At 55.1% G+C, this 18175-nt stretch carries 16 protein-coding genes; 11 read left to right on the top strand and 5 right to left on the bottom strand.

What is annotated here, in order from left to right:
- Nucleotides 1-82: 82 nt before the first annotated feature.
- The 5 genes from BN3277_RS20585 to BN3277_RS20565 are packed head-to-tail and all read left to right on the top strand — an operon-like array spanning nt 83 to nt 5829.
- A complete protein-coding gene (locus BN3277_RS20585) occupies nt 83-1498 on the top strand; it encodes a CapA family protein (protein ID WP_059045954.1) in 1416 nt (471 codons plus the stop codon).
- Between the two features lie 35 nt (nt 1499-1533).
- The gene (locus BN3277_RS20580; protein ID WP_059045952.1) at nt 1534-2322 is read left to right on the top strand and encodes a glycerophosphodiester phosphodiesterase; all 789 of its coding nucleotides are present in this window, start codon (nt 1534-1536) and stop codon (nt 2320-2322) included.
- Nucleotides 2315-2956, top strand: coding sequence for a fumarylacetoacetate hydrolase family protein (locus BN3277_RS20575; RefSeq protein WP_059045951.1), 642 nt, complete (start codon nt 2315-2317; stop codon nt 2954-2956). Before BN3277_RS20580 ends, BN3277_RS20575 begins: the two co-directional genes overlap by 8 nt.
- Nucleotides 2957-2958: 2 nt before the next feature.
- Nucleotides 2959-3786, top strand: coding sequence for a DUF92 domain-containing protein (locus BN3277_RS20570; protein ID WP_059047369.1), 828 nt, complete (start codon nt 2959-2961; stop codon nt 3784-3786).
- A 15-nt stretch (nt 3787-3801) separates the two neighbouring features.
- The gene (locus BN3277_RS20565) at nt 3802-5829 is read left to right on the top strand and encodes an ABC-F family ATP-binding cassette domain-containing protein (RefSeq protein ID WP_059045949.1); all 2028 of its coding nucleotides are present in this window, start codon (nt 3802-3804) and stop codon (nt 5827-5829) included.
- Between the two features lie 368 nt (nt 5830-6197).
- Here the strand turns inward: BN3277_RS20565 and BN3277_RS20560 are convergent, their stop codons facing one another.
- Together BN3277_RS20560 and BN3277_RS20555 are read right to left on the bottom strand one after the other, a co-directional pair.
- A complete protein-coding gene (locus BN3277_RS20560; RefSeq protein ID WP_059045946.1) occupies nt 6198-10409 on the bottom strand; it encodes a 2-hydroxyacyl-CoA dehydratase in 4212 nt (1403 codons plus the stop codon).
- Entirely contained in the window at nt 10387-10887 is a 501-nt protein-coding gene (locus tag BN3277_RS20555; RefSeq protein WP_059045944.1) for a MarR family winged helix-turn-helix transcriptional regulator, read from the bottom strand. The genes BN3277_RS20560 and BN3277_RS20555 overlap by 23 nt, the downstream gene beginning before the upstream one ends.
- A 344-nt stretch (nt 10888-11231) precedes the next feature.
- Between BN3277_RS20555 and BN3277_RS20550 the strand changes: the two genes are divergently transcribed.
- The 6 genes from BN3277_RS20550 (at nt 11232) to BN3277_RS20525 (ending at nt 15589) form a co-directional block, all read left to right on the top strand.
- The gene (locus tag BN3277_RS20550) at nt 11232-11588 is read left to right on the top strand and encodes a DUF1048 domain-containing protein (RefSeq protein WP_059045942.1); all 357 of its coding nucleotides are present in this window, start codon (nt 11232-11234) and stop codon (nt 11586-11588) included.
- Nucleotide 11589: 1 nt separating this feature from the next.
- A complete protein-coding gene (locus BN3277_RS20545; protein WP_059045940.1) occupies nt 11590-11943 on the top strand; it encodes a DUF1048 domain-containing protein in 354 nt (117 codons plus the stop codon).
- 13 nt (nt 11944-11956) lie between these two features.
- Entirely contained in the window at nt 11957-12286 is a 330-nt protein-coding gene (locus BN3277_RS20540; protein ID WP_059045938.1) for a PadR family transcriptional regulator, read from the top strand.
- Between the two features lie 134 nt (nt 12287-12420).
- A complete protein-coding gene (locus BN3277_RS20535; protein WP_059045936.1) occupies nt 12421-13182 on the top strand; it encodes an ABC transporter ATP-binding protein in 762 nt (253 codons plus the stop codon).
- Entirely contained in the window at nt 13183-13932 is a 750-nt protein-coding gene (locus tag BN3277_RS20530) for an ABC transporter permease (protein WP_059045935.1), read from the top strand.
- 289 nt (nt 13933-14221) lie between these two features.
- On the top strand, nt 14222-15589 hold the full coding sequence (locus tag BN3277_RS20525) for a helix-turn-helix domain-containing protein (RefSeq protein ID WP_059045933.1): 1368 nt from the start codon (nt 14222-14224) through the stop codon (nt 15587-15589).
- A gap of 376 nt (nt 15590-15965) precedes the next feature.
- On the opposite strand, the gene BN3277_RS20520 is transcribed toward BN3277_RS20525, so the two are convergent.
- The 3 genes from BN3277_RS20520 to BN3277_RS20510 are packed head-to-tail and all read right to left on the bottom strand — an operon-like array spanning nt 15966 to nt 18127.
- A complete protein-coding gene (locus tag BN3277_RS20520) occupies nt 15966-16703 on the bottom strand; it encodes a hypothetical protein (RefSeq protein WP_232436480.1) in 738 nt (245 codons plus the stop codon).
- Nucleotides 16704-16725: 22 nt separating this feature from the next.
- Nucleotides 16726-17763, bottom strand: coding sequence for a M42 family metallopeptidase (locus tag BN3277_RS20515; RefSeq protein WP_059045930.1), 1038 nt, complete (start codon nt 17761-17763; stop codon nt 16726-16728).
- On the bottom strand, nt 17744-18127 hold the full coding sequence (locus BN3277_RS20510; protein ID WP_059045928.1) for a LapA family protein: 384 nt from the start codon (nt 18125-18127) through the stop codon (nt 17744-17746). Before BN3277_RS20510 ends, BN3277_RS20515 begins: the two co-directional genes overlap by 20 nt.
- Between the last annotated feature and the right edge of the window lie 48 nt (nt 18128-18175).

Raw genomic sequence — 18175 nt, 5'->3', positions numbered from 1 at the left:
TCAAACGGTCGGCTTTTGATCACGAAGGAACGGATAGGCTAGCCTTCATCGAAACGATAGATCATGCAAAAAGGAGTCCGTCATGTACCCACCAAGGTCGGAAAAAAACAAAAAGAAACAGCAGGAAAAAAAGCGGCGTCAAAACCGGATATGGCTCCTGCTTAACTTGACTCTCATCACTTTGATTTTCGTGCTGGGAGCTTACTTTTATTTGGAGGAGCGCCTCAAGCAAGTTGGACCGGAGGCGGGAACGGAACAGCTGCCGAACGGCGTTTTGGGTGAAACCGCGCCGAACGAAAGCGATCCAAATGCCGGAGAGACACCGCCAACGGATGACAGCGATGCTGCGCATACGGAAAACGGTACGGAGAATGGAAGCGGACCCAATAACCCCCATTCGGATGGAACTTCTCCGGAGGAAGGTGACACGGGGGACGAGGGAGAGGTTGGCTTAGCTCCGTCGACTGGCTCGGACTCCGGCAAGTGGGATGGCGGGGATGCGGAGCGGCTGCTGATTCATTTTGCGGGAGATACGATTTTTTCCGGCAAGGTAGAGGAACGGCTGGAGAAAGCAGGATATGAGCTTCCCTACGAATATGTCCGGGGGTTGTTCAAGAACGACGATTTAAGCGTGCTGAATTTGGAGACGCCTGTCACGACCGGCGGGGATCCGGCGGAGGATAAAACCTATGTGTTTAAGTCGCCGCCAAAGGCGATTGGACCGATGGCCCAGGCCGGCGTAGACGCGGTGAATCTGGCGAATAACCATGTGTTGGACCAAGGCGTGTCCGGCCTCCAGGATACGATGAAAGCCCTGCGTCAGCACAACCTGCTGTATGTTGGCGCCGGCAAGAATAGCAAGGAAGCGTACGCCCCGGTTTATGTTGAACGCAAAGGGATCAAGATCGCCCTGTTTGGCTTCAGCCGGGTGGTGCCGGAGCCGGGGTGGGTCGCCGGGAAGAGCAAACCGGGGGTCGCCTCGGTTTATGCGCCGGAAGCAGCGCTGAGCGCCATTCAGGCTGCGCGCCAGAACGCGGACCTGGTGCTCGTGATGACCCATTGGGGCAAGGAGCGGACGACGCAGCTAGAGAAGCATCAGCCGGAGCTGGCGCATGCGTTTATCGATGCCGGTGCCGATCTGGTCATCGGCAGTCATCCGCATGTGATGCAGGGGCTGGAGCAATACAAAGGCAAATGGATTGCTTACAGCACGGGGAACTTTATTTTTACAAAATCGAAGGACCCGAAGACGTGGGAAACCGCGGTGTTTGCCGCTTCCTGCACGCGTGACGGGGATTGTGAGCTCAAGCTGATCCCGTATCGAACCGAGCTGGGGCAGCCCGTGCCCATGAACGCTGAGGACGGAAGCAAGCTGTTAAAAGAAATCCAGAGCTTCTCGCCGGGGGTACGGATCTCGGAGGAGGGCGACGTGAGTGCCGCAAAGACCGGGCGGATGAATCCATCCGGCGTACCGCTGCAGGCGGAGGATCGGACCTAAGCGAAGATCGTTTCCGATCGGAAGGAGGCGAGAGATTGCGTAACCCCTGCGTCGCCCATCGCGGCTTCTCCGGAATCGCTCCGGAGAACACGATGGCTGCGGTCCAGCTGGCCATGGAGCAGAAGGATGTCCGCTGGATCGAAGTTGATGTACAATGTTCAAAGGACGGCGTGCCGTTGTTGATTCATGATTTTACGCTGAACCGCACGACCAACGGCCGAGGGCCGGTTAAGGACAAGACCTGGGCGGAGCTGCAAACACTGGATGCCGGGAGCTGGAAGTCCAAGGCCTACCGCGGGGAACGCCTGCCCAGCCTCGACGAATTCCTCGACGCCGTCGCCGGACGCCTGCGGGTCAATCTGGAAATCAAGACCGAAGGCAATATGTACCCGGGGCTGGAGGAAAAGGTCGTGGCCGCCGTCAAACGGCGGCATATGGAGCACGAAGTCGTGCTGACCTCGTTTGAGCCGCGGATTCTGGCGAAGATCAAGGAGATCGGTCGCGGCATCCGCACAGGGCTGATCATCGACCGGCAGCCAAAGGATTTGCTGCTGCGGTTGAAGCTGTTGCATTGCTCGTTTTTATCGATCCATTATCGCCCATTAACCGCAGAGCTGGCTGCCAAAGCGTATAAGCACGGCATCGAGGTCATGGCCTGGACGATGGATGAGGTGAAGTCGCTGCGAAAGGTCGCCGCGCTGCATCCCGAAATCCTGCTCTGCACGAATCGGCCGGATGTCTGGCGCCAAGCGATGGGAAGCGGGAAATTCAAAAATTCGAATGGGAAATCACAGTCCCCTGGAGGAGAAGATGACGATGAATAAATTGATCGCGAATGTCTATTGCGTTGGCCGGAACTACCGGGCCCATGCCGAGGAGCTGGGTAACGAGGTGCCCACCGAGCCGATGATCTTCCTGAAACCGTCGCATGCCGTGACCGCCATGGACGGCCGGGGCCTGGAGCTCCCTGCTGACCGCGGCTCGGTGCATTATGAGGCCGAGCTGGTACTGCGCATCGCCCGCGATTACAAGCCGGGGATGACGGTTGACGAGCTGGTGGACGTGATCGCGTTTGGGATCGACTTCACGCTGCGCGATGTGCAGAACATCGTCAAAGACAAGGGGAATCCTTGGACACCAGCCAAAGGCTTCCTGCAATCGGCGCCGATCACGCCTTATATCGCTTTCCCCGGTGCGGCGGAGACGGCTGGCGAAGATTTCGTACTGCGGAAGAACGGGGAGATTGTGCAACGCGGCAATATTAGCCGGATGATTTTCCCGCTGCAGCAGATCGTGGATTATATCGCCGAGCATTACGGCTTGGGCGAAGGGGATTTGATTTTCACCGGAACGCCAGAAGGCGTGGGCCCGGTTGTACAAGGCGACAAGCTGGAGTTGTCCTACGGTACTCAAGTGTTGGGCAGCTGCACGATCGCTTCCGGCCCGGCGGCAAAATGAATATCGATTGGATCATTGGGGCGCTTGGCGCCCTAATCGTGTCTGGAGCGGCTTATAAGAAGCGATCGTTATCCCTCTCCGGCATGCTGGCTGCGTTTGTCATGGGGACCATATACTACGGGGCCGGCAATTTGTTCTGGTTTGGGATCTTGCTGTTGTTTTTCGTCAGCTCGTCGGTCTTTTCGCATTTTCGCGGCGACCGGAAGGCCGAGCTGGAGAAGTCTTATGCTAAGAGCGGCCGCCGGGACGCCGGACAGGTGCTGGCGAACGGTGGGCTCGGCATGCTGGCCTGCCTCGGCAACCTGTTTTGGCCGGATCCGGCTTGGGCATACTTTTTCGTTGGCACGATGGCCGCGGTGACCGCGGATACATGGGCAACGGAATGGGGCGGCCTCAGCAAAAGCGAGCCGCGTTCGATCCTGAACGGCCGCCGCGTTCTTCCGGGAACGTCGGGCGGAGTCACGCTGCTGGGCAGTGCGGCGGCGTTAGCCGGTGCGGTGTGCATTGGCGGGGCCGCATGGCTGCTGCGGATGTGGACGGGAGACGATACTTACTCCGAGGTAGGTTCCGCGCTGCTTGCGATGGTGAAGTGGGGGCTGATCGGCGGGATATCCGGTTTGGCCGGAGCTTTTGCCGACTCCTGGCTGGGCGCGACGATTCAATATATGCATCGCTGCGTCGTTTGCGGCAAAGAGATTGAAGTGGAGGAGCATTGCGGCCGGAGTACCGAACATTTGCGAGGGTTCCGCTGGATGGACAACGATATGGTGAATTTACTCAGTTCCCTGGCTGCCGGTTTACTGGCGTGGGGAATCGGGATGATAGGATAAAGTAGGGGTTAACCAATGAACATTTTGACGGTGGAACATTTAACGAAAACCTATGGGGAGAAAGTGCTCTTTCAAGACGCAGCCTTTGGCATGGACGAAAACGATAAAATCGGCGTCATCGGCGTGAATGGTACAGGGAAATCAACGTTCCTGAAGGTTATTGCCGGTTTGGACCAAGCTGATTCCGGCAAAGTCGCCATCAACCGGGACGTCCGCGTGACATTTCTGGCGCAAAATCCCGAATATGACCCGGGCATTTCTGTACTGCGCGGCGTCTTCCAGGGCGGCGGGCCCGAGCTGCAGGTTGTCTCGGCCTATATGGAGGCCGAGGAAGCATTGGAGCGGGAGCCGGAGGATGCGGCGCGGCAGGCGGAGTTGGCGCGACTGTCGCAGGAAATGGACCGGCTGCAAACATGGACCCTGGTCAGCGATGCCAAAAGCGTGCTCTCCAAGCTGGGCATCTCCAACTTCGCCCAGAACATGGGCAGCTTGTCCGGGGGCCAGCGCAAGCGCGTCGCGCTCGCATCGGCGTTAATTCTCCCTTCGGAGCTGCTGATTATGGACGAGCCCACCAACCACATCGACAATGAATCCGTCGCATGGCTGGAGACGTACCTCCAGAAACGGCGCGGGGCGCTGCTGTTGATCACGCATGACCGTTATTTTCTGGACCGGGTCTGCAACGTGATGTTGGAGCTCGATCATGGCCGGTTGTTCCGCTATGAGGCGAATTACAGCCGCTTCCTGGAGCTGAAGAGCGAACGCGAAGAGCGCGAAGCCGCCACCGAACAGAAGCGGCAAAATCTGCTGCGGAACGAGCTCGCTTGGATCCGCCGCGGAGCCAAAGCGCGTTCGACCAAACAGAAGGCGCGTATCGAACGGTTCGAGCAGCTGCAATCGGCCAAGACGGAATATAAGAGCGATAACCTCGAAATCTCGGTTGCTTCCACTCGCCTGGGCCGCAAAATCCTGGAGATCGAAGGGCTGCGCAAATCGATCGAAGGGCGGCTGCTCATCGGGGACTTGACCTATACGGCGGTCCCGGGCGACCGCGTGGGGATCGTGGGGCCCAACGGCAGCGGGAAATCGACGCTGCTGAACATGATCGCCGGACGGATCGAGCCGGATGGCGGCGAAATCGTGTTGGGCCAGACGGTGAAGCTGGGGTATTTTACCCAGGAGCATCAGGAAATGGACAGCCAGCAGCGGGCGATCGAATACATCAAGGAAGAGGCGGAGGTGGTGACGACGGCGGACGGCTCGCGGATTACCGCGGCGCAAATGCTGGAGCGGTTCCTGTTCCCGCCGGACATGCTGTGGACGCCGATCGGCAAGCTGTCGGGGGGCGAGAAGCGGCGGCTCTACTTGCTCCGCGTATTAATGGGCGCGCCTAACGTCTTATTGCTGGACGAACCCACCAACGATCTCGATATCCAGACGCTAACCGTACTGGAAGCGTATTTGGATGAGTTCCCCGGGGCTGTGTTTGTCGTCTCCCATGATCGTTATTTCCTCGACCGGACCGTGGACAAAATCATGGCCTTTGAAGGCGGCGGCGTAGTGGCAGTACACGTGGGCGACTATAGCGAGTATGAGGAACGGACGCAGGCGGCAGGTGGAACGAACGGTACGGGGAAAGGGAGCGAAGGCGGTTCAACGGGCTCGGGAGCAGGGGCTGGTTCGGGCTCAGGCTCGGGCGCTGGCTCGGCATCTGGATCGCGAAAAGCCGGTTCGAGTTCAGCGGATGCCGGTACACCTTCCACAGCCAATTCCGGCAGCCGTGACCCGGGCCGCGGCGAGAAGCTGAAGTTCAGCTATAACGAGCAACGCGAATACGAGACGATCGACGCGACCATCGAAGCAGCCGAGCAACGTCTTGCCGCCATTTCCGGGGAAATGGAATCCGCCGCAAGCGACGCAGTCCGGCTGCAGGAGCTGATGCAGCAGCAGCAGGAGGCGGAAGCCGAACTGGAGCGCCTGATGGAGCGCTGGACGTATCTGAACGAGCTGGCGGAGAAGATTGAAGCCCAGCGGAACGGGTGAGGGTTGGATCACGCTCTACCATGGCTTATATGCGCCTAACGTTGTCGCAGGTTGATTGAAGTGTTGTATTTCCTGCAACATTACAAGGATGCGGCGCTCTTAACTGATGAATGTATTCGATTTTTCGCATACATTTGCTTCCTTTTCCAACGAAACCCCGTATTCTATTCGATTTTTCATATAGAATCCAAGGTTTCGTCAGCTAGAAGCCGAAATATATTTGAAATTTCATATAAAATTTCGTTGAAATGCCCTCAACGGGCGGATTATATATGATTTTTCATATAAAATAAAAAACCTTTAAGCACACACACACCAGCCTAGCGGAAAACGGAGGGGTATAGTGGCTTAAAGGTTTTTTTAGTTCCTTAACACAGCACGCCGCTGGCTACCGACATCATCAGCTTGATGCGGTTGATCTGGTTCACTTCGCTCGCACCGGCGTCGTAGTCAATCGCCGCGATGTTGGCGTCCGGGTACAGTTCCTTCAGCCCTTTGATCATCCCGCGGCCGGTGATGTGGTTCGGCAGGCAAGCGAACGGCTGGATGCAAACGATGTTGTTCACCCCGTGATCCAACAGCTCCATCATCTCCGCCGTGAGGAACCAGCCTTCGCCCATCTGGTTGCCGACCGACAGCAGGCGTCCGGCTTTTTCCGCCAGCGTGTAGATGCTCTCCGGCGGAGTTAAGTAGCGGCTCGCCTCCAGCGCTTGCTTCACTGGCTTGCGGTACATCTCGATGTAGCGGATCACCAGCGGGTTCACGAAGCCCAGCATTTTGCTCTTGCCGAGATGATCGGCCTTGTAAATCGGATTGTATAAGCAATAGAACATAAAATCGAGAAAATCAGGCACGACCGCCTCCCCGCCCTCGGCTTCGATGACCTCCACGATCCGGTTGTTGGCGTCCGGGTGGAACTTGATCAGAATTTCGCCGACGATGCCAACACGTGGTTTCGCCGCTCCCGTAAGCGGCAGGGCTTCAAACTCCGCGACCATGTTGTGAATATGCTCTTTATAGTCACCAAAAGCAAACTCCCGCAGAGAATGCTTGCACAGCACCATCCATTTGCGGAACAGCAGCTCGGTATCGCCAGCGTTCCGCTCGTACGGCCGGAAGCGGTACAGCAGGCGCATCAGCAAGTCGCCGTAACAAGCCGCCGCGATCAGCCGGTTGATCAGCTTCAAATTCAGCTTAAAGCCCGGCTGGCTTTCGATGCCTGTCGCATTCAGCGAGATGACTGGGATTTGCGCCATCCCCGCTTCTTTGAGCGCTTTACGCAGCAAGGCGATGTAGTTGGTCGCCCGGCAGCCGCCGCCGGTTTGGGTCAGAATGACTGCCGTCCGTTCCGGGTCGTAATCGCCGCCGCGCAAGGCCGCCATGATTTGCCCGATCGTGACGATCGCCGGGTAGCAGGCGTCGTTGTTGACGAATTTCAACCCTTCGTCCATCGTTTGCTTGCTGGCTTTCTCCAGCACCTTCAGCCGGTAACCGGCCCCGCGGAACACCGTCTCAAACAATTCGAAGTGTATGGGCGAGAGCTGCGGGGCAAGGATCGTATATTCACTTTTCATTTCCTTCGTAAAAGAAACCGGCGTGACGGGCACAACCACCGCCCGCGCCGCCCCCTGCGACGCTTCCCGCTCCTTCATCGCCGCGAGCAGCGAACGTAACCGGATGCGCGCCGCTCCTAGGTTGCTGATTTCATCCACCTTAATCAAGGTGAACGTCTTATGGTGGCGCTCCAGAATGTCCTGGATCGTATCCGCGGTGATCGCGTCGATGCCGCAGCCAAAGGAAGTTAGCTGCACCAACTCCAGGTCCTCCCGGCTGCTCACGAAATAAGCCGCACGATACATCCGCCCGTGATACGTCCATTGATTGACGACGGGCAAGGGATCTTTGACGGTGCCGAGATGGCACACGGCGTCCTCCGTCAACACCGCGAGTCCCATCCCGGCAATCAGGTCGGCGATGCCGTGATTGATCTCGGGATCGCTGTGATACGGGTGGCCGCAGAGCACGACGCCTTTGGCACCGGTCTCTTCCAGCAGCTTCAGCGTCGCTTCGCCTTGAGCGCAGATATCGCCGCGAGCCCGCGCGGCTTCCTGCAGCCCTGCCTCAATCGCCGCCTCCAACTCTTCCGCCGGAATGTGTGGGAACGTGGTTTGCAGCGTTTTTTTCAAAGCCGGCACATGGTCGATATTCAGGAACGGGCTGACCAGCGGGATGCCCTGCTCCTTCAGCCGGTCCATATTGGTGCGAATCACCTCGGGATAGGAGGCGACCACCGGACAGTTGAAATGATTGTCAGCCGAAGCATCCTCTTTCTTCTCATACACAACGGCAGGATAGAAGATGAAGTCAACTTGGCTGCGAATGAGGCTGTCGATATGGCCGTGCACGAGTTTGGCGGGATAACATACGGACTCCGACGGAATCGTCTCCATGCCGGTTTCGTACAGTTTTTTCGAGGATTTGGGCGATAGGACAACCCGGTACCCCAGCTGCGTAAAAAACGTATGCCAAAACGGGTAGTTCTCGAACAGATTTAACACCCGCGGCAAACCCACCGTCCCTCGTACCGCCTGCTCCATAGGGAGCGGGTCGTAGCTGAACATCCGCTCGTATTTATAGTCAACGAGATTGGGGAGCGTGCTTTTGTGCTTCTTCTGCGTCGCGCCACGTTCGCAGCGATTGCCGCTGACATGGAAGCTTTTGTCGGGAAAACGGCTGATCGTCATGGCGCAATTGTTGCTGCATAACGAGCAGCGGGCATGCGAGACTTCATAGGTGAACGAGTGCAGCTCCTCGCAAGGCAACAGGCTGCTGCGACCCGCACCGTCATATTGCTCGCGGGCCAACAGTGCGCATCCATAAGCGCCCATGATCCCGGCGATGTCGGGACGAATGGCCTCCCGGCCGGTGAGCAGCTCGAAAGCGCGCAGCACAGCGTCGTTGTAGAAGGTTCCGCCCTGCACGACGATGCGGCGTCCAAGCTCCTCGGGATTGCGAACTTTGATCACTTTTTGCAGTGCGTTCTTTATGACGGAGTAAGCCAACCCTGCCGATAGATCGGGCAAAGTGGCACCTTCCTTCTGCACCTGTTTGACTTTGGAGTTCATGAACACCGTGCAGCGTGAACCGAGATCCACCGGATGGTCGGCATGAAGCGCCGCTTCCGCAAACTCAGCAATCCCTAGACCTAAAGCTCCGGCAAAGCTCTCGAGAAAAGAACCGCAGCCCGCCGAGCAGGCTTCGTTCAGCAGCAAACTGTCGATCGCGCCGCCGCGGATTTTGATGCATTTCATATCCTGGCCGCCGATATCGAGGATGAAGTCGACGTCCGGCATAAAGCGGGCCGCCGCTTTGTAGTGGGCCACCGTCTCCACCTCGCCGGCATCGATGCGGAACGCCGCTTTCATCAAGCCTTCGCCGTAGCCCGTAACGCAGGTGCGGGCGATATAGCAGCCTTCCGGCAGCCGAGCGTACATTTCCTGCAGCGCTTCGGCAAGGGAAGCGAGCGGGTTGCCTTTATTGCCGCGATAGAACGTATGTAAAATTTGATCCTCGGCACCGGTCAACACCAGCTTGGTGGTCGTTGAACCGGCATCAATGCCAAGGAAGCAGGGACCTTGGTAGCTGGACAGGTCTGCCCGTGGCGCGGCGTCCCTATCGTGACGCTTCCGGAAGGCGTGGTATGCCTGTGCGTCCGCGAACAGGGGAGCCAGCCGATGCTCGCCATCGGAGGCGGAGGTCCATTTGGCGTCCTCCATGCGGTTTAGCCAATTGCCGAGTGGTAGCGAAAGTCCGCCCGTGCTTTGTAGGCCGGCGCCGATCGCCACGAAATACTGGGCATCTTCCGGGAACACGACGTCCTCCGGTGCAAGCTGGAGCGTTTCAATGAAACGCACGCGCAATTGCGGCAAGAACGTAAGCGGCCCGCCCAGAAAAGCCACCTTCCCGCGGATCGGCCGTCCGCAGGCCAGCCCGCTGATCGTCTGCGTGACGATGCTCTGGAAGATGGAGGCGGCGATATCCTCGCGGCGCGCCCCTTCGTTTAGGAGCGGCTGCACGTCCGTCTTGGCGAACACCCCGCAGCGCGAAGCGATCGGGTAGATCGTCTCATAGCGAGCTGCCCATTCGTCAAGCCCCGCCGGATCCGTTTCCAGCAGCGCGGCCATCTGGTCGATAAACGCACCGGTTCCGCCGGCGCAGGCGTTGTTCATGCGCTGTTCGATGCCGCCGCGCAAATAGATGATCTTGGCGTCTTCGCCGCCCAACTCGATCGCGGTGTCCGTTTCCGGCGCCAGCCGCTGGATCGCCTTCGTGCAGGCGACGACCTCCTGCAGAAACGGGATCCCAGCCAGCTCCGCTAGCTTCAGCCCGGAGGAGCCACTGATGCAGAGGCTGGCTTCCGCACCGGGGAAGCGGTCCATGACCTCCCGCCATAACGTTGGCACCGCCGTGCGAATATCCGAATAATGGCGGACATACGCCCGGTGCACGATGACTCCTTGGTGCAGGGCAACGATTTTTGCCGTGGTGGAGCCGATATCAAGTCCGATCTGCAGCAACATGATGTTCCTCCGTCCCCGTTGTCCATAACGACCCAGCCTTCCCCGGGCTCCCCGCGGCGAACTTATCCCGAATCGTCTGCAGCGATTGCAGGAATACAAGCAGCTGCTCTTCCGGGAAATCGTCAAGGATCGCTTGAAAAAGTTGATTGCGCTTGGCGATCATGGCCTCTAGTGTCGCACGCCCTTTCGCCGTTAAATCGATCCAGCAAATGCGTTTATCTTCGGGGTCCCGGACCCGATTCAGCAGGCCTTCCTTGACCATTTTATTAATGGCGATCGTATTGGCGCCGGTGGATAAGCCAACCTGTTCGGCAATTTGCGTTACCGTGGATTTCCCATTCCGGTAAATCGCCAATAGAATAAAAAACTTGCTCGGCAAAATCTGCTCCCCATCGTTAAAAAACAACCGGCCCATGCTATGCGCAATATCCAGCGTGGTCTCGCAGATTCCGACGCACATGTCTTGATGGTCCCTCATCGTTCAGCCCTCCCAGAGCGGAAACTTTTACGGTAAAACTTTATAGTCAAACCATATCACCCCGCGGGAACATCCGAATGTTAAAAATGTAATAGGGACAAGGGAATCGGACACGTTGGCCACAAAAAAATTTGTTTAGAAAACCGATTGACACCCCTCCTACTCGGTGTTACAATGTACCTGTAATAAGTGATACTGAATAGCGGAAGCGAGATCGGTTACTCTATACTCCACAAGCTATCGGTATTATTTTTCCTCAGGTACTAAGTCATACAGAATATCAGTCAGACAGAATAGAGGGGCTTCGCGGCCCCGAGATATCATTGAGCTAAAGGAGAAGAGTCATGAAATTTTGGGATAAGATCACAGGCAATGACATGACGAGGGAGTTTAAAGCTTTTGAAGCGCGGGCCCAAAAGTTACCGGCCGATTACCAAGCGGCATGGGAGCAAATGAAAGTGAATCTTTGGCAGCACTCCGATTTCACCGGTCGCAACCTCATGCCTATTTTTGACGGTGCGCTTAGCTGGTTCGAAGAAACGGCGGCGGACGGACAGCACGTTCAAGAGGTGCTGGGGGACGATATCCCGGGTTTCTGCTTGGCGCTAGCCGGTGAAGAAGGAGCCAAGTCGCTTCGCGACAAGTGGCGAGAGCAGCTTAATCAGAATGTCGCCAAAAAATTAGGGAAGCTGGAGGGATAACATGAATATTCAAGAAATGGTCCAGGGCAAAAAAGAATGGCGGGCGCACGTTGCACGCGTAAAAACGCTACCGCAGGATTATCAGATTGTGTATCACGAGATTCAGAAATATCTGTTTCGGGTTGGCCCGGTTGAGCTTGGTGATGGGATTGGCTTGCTTACGGGGATTGTCGATCTGTTTGAAGAGGGAGCGAGCTTGGGGAAGGGAGTCCTCGAAGTCACAGGGCGCGACGTTGCGGCTTTCTGCGACGAGTTAGTCAAAGATTCCAAAACGTACGCCGATCTTTACCAAGAAAGCGTCAACCAAAAAGTAAATCAAGCCGTAAACAAGTCGATCAATAAAAAACAGAAGTAAAAGGGTGCAAATTATGGATAACTTAACGGAAATGTTAAAGGGTTCGTTGGAAGGTTGCGTGCTGGAAATCATCAGCCGACATGAAACCTATGGGTACGAAATTACCCGGCGTCTGAACGAGTTGGGGTTTACCGAAGTCGTGGAAGGGACGGTGTATACCATCCTCGTGCGATTGGAGAAGAAAAATCTCGTTAACATCGAGAAGAAACCGTCCGATATGGGGCCGCCCCGCAAGTTCTATACGCTGAATGAGGCGGGTCGCCGAGAGCTTGATTCGTTTTGGGAAAAGTGGGATTTCCTCTCGTCAAAGATCAACGCTTTGAAGTCCTATTCGTTGAAATAATGCAATATCGATATCACTGACTGAATGCGGGTATTTTCAGGAACATACGATTCGGCCCCCATTCGGTCTCATTTTTTGCTTAGTAGTAAGTGACACTGGTTACCAGTCGTACTAAATAGTAAGGAGGAGTATAGATGAATCATGTTGCGATTTCTGTCAAAGGTCTTAAAAAATCTTTTAAGGATAAAGAGGTACTGAAGGGGGTGGACTTCGAGGTGCGGAGCGGGGAGATCTTTGCCCTGCTGGGCTCCAATGGGGCCGGCAAAACGACAACGGTAAATATTCTATCAACCTTGATGAAGCCGGATAACGGGGAAGCGAGCATTTGCGGTTTTGACGTTACACGCCAGTCGGATTCGGTGCGCCAGAGCATCAGCCTGACGGGGCAATTCGCCGCCATCGACGGCATGCTCACCGGGCGAGAAAATCTGATCCTGGTCGCCAAGCTGCGCGGCGTTCCGAAGCCAATCCAAGTTGCCGACCAACTGCTGGCCAAATTCAGCCTGACCGAAGCCGCTGACCGCCGGGCGGATCAATATTCCGGCGGGATGAAGCGCCGGTTGGATATCGCGATGAGCTTGATCGGGAAGCCGGCGGTTATTTTTCTCGACGAACCGACGACGGGGCTTGATCCTGAGGCACGGCTCGAGGTCTGGAATACCGTCAAGGAGCTGGCAGGCAGCGGCACGACCATCCTGCTCACGACCCAATACCTGGAGGAGGCGGAGCAGCTGGCGGATCGAATTGCGATTTTGCACGGCGGAACCATTATCACCACCGGCACGTTAGCCGAACTCAAGGAGAAGTTCCCTCCGGCCAAGGTGGAATATATCGAGAAGCAGCCGACGTTGGAGGAAATTTTCCTCGCGATCATCGGCAAGAAGGAGGAGAAGTAAATGAAGAACAAAACTGGAGTCCTGTTAGGTCGATTAATGCGCAACATTCTGCGTAGTCCCGATACGATTATTACGGTGGCAATTACACCGATCATGATGATGCTGTTGTTTGTCTACGTATTTGGCGGTGCCATCGATGCAGGAACGAACAACTACGTGAATTATTTGCTTCCGGGAATCCTGTTGATGGCAATCGCTTCCGGCGTCGCGTACACGTCACTGCGGCTGTTTAATGATATCAAAGGCGGGTTGATGTCGCGTTTCATCACCATGCCGATCAAGCGCTCGTCGGTCTTGTGGGCGCATGTGCTGACCTCGCTTTTTTCCAATGCGTTAACGCTTGTGGTTGTGTTCCTGGTTGCCCTTTTGATGGGCTTCCGCTCCAGCGCCTCTCTCCTGGAGTGGCTTGCGGTAGCCGGAATACTGGGGCTGTTCACGCTGGCACTGACCTGGCTGTCGGTCATTCCCGGCTTGACGGCCAAATCGATGGAAGGGGCGACGGCTTACTCGTACCCGCTGATTTTCCTGCCGTTTATCAGTTCCGCTTTTGTTCCTACCGAATCCATGCCCACAGCGATCCGCGTGTTTGCCGAGAACCAGCCTGTCACCTCGATCGTGGATGCCGTTCGCGCCTTGCTGAACGAGGGGACGGTCGGCAATGAGATCTGGATCGCGCTGGCCTGGTGCGTGGGCATGATGATCATTGCTTATTTCTTCGCGAGCAAAGCGTTTAGACGCCAACTAGGGTAGTACGCCCTGGTTCTAAAAAAACTAGCCCCCCTCGTTTAAAGGGGAAGCTAGTTTTTTCATCCTCGATCCAGCAAGCTTATCGAAAAGTGTGATAAAAGTATGAAATAACAGCTAAGTCGAACTCTATAGGAATAGCCCTTGTATTCACTCATATTGGGGGAAAGCAAGGGCTTCTATTATTTCTGATATCTTTAGAATGTTAATTGACCGAAGTATAAAAAGAAGATATATTAATTTCATACATATAATTCCAGACGTAATTATCATGAGAATGTGTGGTGATGATCCGATGAGTACCTCTACGATCCTGAAGGAAGTTCATTCTTTTATCAGAGAACAAGAATTGAATTTGAGTCAATTCTCGATGAGGTTAAATATTAACGCTGGAACACTGAGTTATATATTAAACGGAAATCGAGCCTTAACCATCGAACATTTGGACCGGATTTCGGAGATCATGGGCGTACCCATAGGGCATTATTACGAGAATTACATCGAGGATTATCTTCAGGAGAGAAACCCCAATTGGCGGAGAGTAGGCCCTTTTCTACGCAAGTGTGCCGAACTGGACAAGCTGGATTGCATCCGCAGAACGGTCTGTCTGCTGCTGGATAACTTGTCGTACTCCACTTCCTTATTTGAGCTGGCCGAGGAGTTTTTTGAGAAGGGATTCTACGGTGCCGCGGAAATTCTGTATGAAAATGTAGCTATGTGCGAAACGAGACAGTATTCTGAGCGGTTGGCGATATGCCAGTATCGTTTGTTTAAGATCCGGATAGGATCGGACCAGGCCCATAATCTCAAAATCGCCCACCAATTCGAACCCTACGTGGATCGGCTGGATGAGGTCCTACAGCTGGACGCGCTCAAGGATTTGGCTAACTTGTACCGCTCGCTTCGTGAGTGGGACAGGCTTGAGGTTTTGGCTCTCGAGATGGAACGCAAGGCACGCCTCCTTTATTTCAGTAACAGACGCTCGGAAAAGGGATTTCACGAAATGCAACACCGGCTTAGCAGACCCATGTTTGTATACATTGTTTATGCCAAACTATTGTGTGCAGAAGTATATGAGGGTAGAGAAGACTACGCAAAAGCATTGGAATATACTTATCAATATACAGATTTAAGTTGGGTGCAGGAAAAGGACGAGGACTCCATACATTGGTTAAGGTTATTTCAAAAATGGTCGAGTGCCAATATCTATGTCAATCGACTCATGAGTGGTGAAATCGAATATCTTTCCGATTATGTAGCGTTTATGATCGAAAACCCTGATGAAGTGATATCGTCGATTTCAAACGTTATGTCCGCAGCTAACCGGCACCAAATTGATGTAGATCATATCCTACTTCAATTTAAGTCGGAGATCGAAGCATATATCAACCGAAAACAATCAAATGACTTGTATAAAGACCAGGTTCTACCTGATAAGTACAATCAATTCTTGTACGATCTGACTTATTACTATCTACATAAAAAAGAATATACAATGGGTTTCAATTATTTGATGCAAGGAATTGAGAATTCGGTTAAAATGAATAATAAGGAAGCACTTCTAGATTTTATGGTACTATTTGAACATCATAGGCACATGGCTGCAATAGATATATGTAAGAAGTATAAGAATATTGTAAGTGAGGTGAAACGAAGTTTATGAAATCTAAAGTCGTTGTTGTTCTGGCAGTTCTTTTTTCATTAATCTTTACTACTCCTGCTACGATTCATGTTGAGCAACCTACCTTCACTGCCTTTGGTCAAAATGGTGGCGCATAAGAAAACTACATAAGAGGACATAAGTAAAAACGCCTATTCGTTTTAAACGAGTAGGCGTTTTTTCGTTATGAGAAAGTAATAATTCCGCAGGCTTTGCACCATTATCCCCTTTGGTCAGATATTACCGAGATCAGGTGAAGAACTCTTCCTCACTCGGAGCCCCTGGCCCCCTGAATGAAAGGGATAATCGCGTAAAGGCAGCACGAGAGAGACATCAGGAACCCCCGACGAGGACGCCATCTGGCGTTATTTCGCTCCCCCTACCTGATCACAATAATCTGCCGCAAATTGCGGGAGTCGCCGTTCAGCTTGGTTTCCGCGGCGTTCAGTTGGGCGGAGCCGTCCCCGTCGAGGAAGATGCCGTCGACGAGCTGGCCGTCCGCCAACGTTGCCTTGACGGCGGTGCGGAAGGCATCGGCTGTGCAGCGCGTAGGCGTGACGATCAGCCACAGCTGGCCGCTCGCGTCGTAAGCGAGACCGGAGCGGAGCCGATTCTCATCGGGATTCGGCAGATGCTCGGCCTCTACCGCCGCCGCCCGCCACCCGGCGTCATCCTGCAGCTTCATGCTAACGCCGCCTTGGGCAAAATAGCGGGCGCGATCCGTGACGACAAGCTCGTCTGCAGCGGAAACCACCTGCACCGAGAAGCCGTTCGCCGCGCCGTCCCACACGAGCGTACCGCGCGCGTATTTGGCGTTGAACCAGCCGGAGCCGTAAGCGCCTGATGTGCCTTGAACCGGCTGATCGTTGTTTACCGCGAGCGACAACACGGCGTCATTGTAGAAAAAACCGCCGTTCATGCCATACACGCGGTAACGCCCCAGCGGTTGGTCCGCGGCCCGCAGCTCAATTCGCTCCGGGTCCACAATCAAGGCATGCAGCTTGACGCCGTTCGCCGCGGTAAGCTCCTGATACTCGTAATGGTGAGGGAGCAGGTAGCGGCTGCCCCAGCCGATCATCAGCAGGATGCCAAGAAAAATCGCCACGACCGAAGTCATGGCGATTCCCCAGCGTCGCCAATTAATCGGCAACATAAGCCGCTAACAGGCGGGTCGTATTAATGACCGCCAGCTTATGGGTCCGCTCCATAGCGTGCGAGGCGTGCACGCCTGGTCCGATGAGGGCGGCGCGGATATTGTGGCCGCCGTGCAGCGCTGCCGAGGCATCAGAACCGTAGTGCGGATAAATATCCACCGCATGCGGAATACCCAGGCCTTGGGCAAGCTCGATCAGCCGGCTGGTCATCTCATAGTCGTACGGGCCGGAGGAGTCCTTCGCGCAAATCGAGACGTCGGTCTCTTTGCAGCTTAAATCATCACCCATGGCGCCCATGTCGACGGCGATCATTTCGTTGACGCCGTCGGGAATCCAGGAGGCGCCGTGCCCCACTTCCTCATAATTGGAGATGAGGAACACGAGGTCATGCCGCGGCGTCCAGCCTTCGCGGCGGCTCGATTCGATGAGCCCAAACAGGGCGGCGACGCTTGCTTTATCGTCCAGATGGCGGGACTTGATGTACCCGCTAGACGTGACGACTGCGCGGGCATCAAACGAAATGAAGTCGCCAACGCCAATGCCCAGCTTCAGCACGTCCTCTTTATTTTCTACGACCTCGTCGATCCGTACCTCCATGTTCATCTCTTCGCGTTTGATCTCGCGGGCGTCGCTGTAGACGTGAACGGAAGGGTGGGTCGACAGAATCGTACCGGTATAGACCCGGCCGCTGCGGGTGTGGATTTGGCAGTATTCGTTCTCGATACTATGCATCATGAACCCGCCCACCGAGGTGATTGCCAGCGTGCCGTTTGGACGGATGGCGCGCACCATGGCGCCTAACGTATCGACGTGTGCGCTGAGCGCGATGCGCCGCGATGAATCGCGGCCGGGCAGGGTCAGGAGAGCGCCGCCTTTTTCATTGAAGCTGCAAGGCACACCCAAAGCATCGGCTTCACGTTGGATCAGCGACATGATGCCGTGTGTAAACCCGCTGGGGCTAGGCGTATCCAGCAGGGTTTTCAGTAAATTTAACATATAGGTTTCATTCGGTTGAATATTCATGGGAGTCCTCCTTCACCGATTCAGTTTCGTTTTCGGATTGCGTTTCGTTTTCAGCGGATTTCTTCTTCTTACCGCGCTCCGGTTTCTCCGGTTCCGGAAAAATATATCCGGTTGCCTCCTGGATATGTACAAGCTTGGCGTGCAAGCTTTTGACTTCGCGCTGCAGTCGGTAGCCGCGGTAAATGCCAAACGAACCAACGATGATGCCGCCGAGCAGCGTACTGCCGAGAATCAGCAAAATCAGCGGAAGGCTGACCGAGCCAAACAGCAAATTCACCTGCACCGGATCCACGTTGATCACGGCAAACACGGCGGTGATCAAAGCGAAGATCAAGGCCAGAATCAGGGACCATTGAATTTTCATGAGGGTACACCTCCTTCTAGGACAGTATAAAATCCCTTGTCCGCAAAG

It is taken from the genome of Paenibacillus rubinfantis (assembly GCF_001486505.1).
Lineage (GTDB): Bacteria > Bacillota > Bacilli > Paenibacillales > Paenibacillaceae > Fontibacillus > Fontibacillus rubinfantis.
Note: the sequence above shows the minus strand (reverse complement) of the source record. Positions and strands in the feature narration are given on the sequence as shown.

Coding starts and splice junctions, on each gene's coding strand:
- BN3277_RS20515 (WP_059045930.1), bottom strand. CDS start 17,763: ATGAATATTCAACCGAATGAAACCTATATGTTAAATTTACTGAAAACC.
- BN3277_RS20535 (WP_059045936.1), top strand. CDS start 12,421: ATGAATCATGTTGCGATTTCTGTCAAAGGTCTTAAAAAATCTTTTAAG.
- BN3277_RS20530 (WP_059045935.1), top strand. CDS start 13,183: ATGAAGAACAAAACTGGAGTCCTGTTAGGTCGATTAATGCGCAACATT.
- BN3277_RS20540 (WP_059045938.1), top strand. CDS start 11,957: ATGGATAACTTAACGGAAATGTTAAAGGGTTCGTTGGAAGGTTGCGTG.
- BN3277_RS20585 (WP_059045954.1), top strand. CDS start 83: ATGTACCCACCAAGGTCGGAAAAAAACAAAAAGAAACAGCAGGAAAAA.
- BN3277_RS20575 (WP_059045951.1), top strand. CDS start 2,315: ATGAATAAATTGATCGCGAATGTCTATTGCGTTGGCCGGAACTACCGG.
- BN3277_RS20545 (WP_059045940.1), top strand. CDS start 11,590: ATGAATATTCAAGAAATGGTCCAGGGCAAAAAAGAATGGCGGGCGCAC.
- BN3277_RS20525 (WP_059045933.1), top strand. CDS start 14,222: ATGAGTACCTCTACGATCCTGAAGGAAGTTCATTCTTTTATCAGAGAA.
- BN3277_RS20510 (WP_059045928.1), bottom strand. CDS start 18,127: ATGAAAATTCAATGGTCCCTGATTCTGGCCTTGATCTTCGCTTTGATC.
- BN3277_RS20550 (WP_059045942.1), top strand. CDS start 11,232: ATGAAATTTTGGGATAAGATCACAGGCAATGACATGACGAGGGAGTTT.
- BN3277_RS20565 (WP_059045949.1), top strand. CDS start 3,802: ATGAACATTTTGACGGTGGAACATTTAACGAAAACCTATGGGGAGAAA.
- BN3277_RS20560 (WP_059045946.1), bottom strand. CDS start 10,409: ATGTTGCTGCAGATCGGACTTGATATCGGCTCCACCACGGCAAAAATC.
- BN3277_RS20520 (WP_232436480.1), bottom strand. CDS start 16,703: ATGACTTCGGTCGTGGCGATTTTTCTTGGCATCCTGCTGATGATCGGC.
- BN3277_RS20555 (WP_059045944.1), bottom strand. CDS start 10,887: ATGAGGGACCATCAAGACATGTGCGTCGGAATCTGCGAGACCACGCTG.